Source organism: Halorubrum sp. SS7 (assembly GCF_005435055.1).
GTDB lineage: Archaea > Halobacteriota > Halobacteria > Halobacteriales > Haloferacaceae > Halorubrum > Halorubrum salinarum.
The window spans coordinates 1-233 of record NZ_SGXV01000637.1 but is presented as its reverse complement, the minus strand read 5'-3'; the positions used below and the strand labels follow the sequence as shown (position 1 = coordinate 233).

General features: G+C 65.2%; 1 protein-coding gene. It reads left to right on the top strand.

Going from position 1 to position 233, the window contains the following annotated elements:
- On the top strand, positions 1–233 hold a 233-nt coding region (locus EXE44_RS19435), incomplete at both ends, for a DUF2073 domain-containing protein (RefSeq protein WP_241991924.1).

Below are 233 nucleotides of genomic sequence, written 5' to 3'. Positions count from 1 at the left end.
GGACGACCCCGACGATCCCGACGACTCCGGCGACGGCGTCCGGATCGACATGATAAGCGGCGCTCGGATGCAGGGGCTCACGACCATGGAGAAGATCCGGCTCATCCTCGACGGCGTCCGCGACGGCAATATCGTCATCCTCGAGGAGGGGCTCTCCCCGGACGAGGAGTCGCGCCTCATCGAGGTGACGATGACCGAGATCAGTCCGGACGACTTCACCGGCATCGAGATCG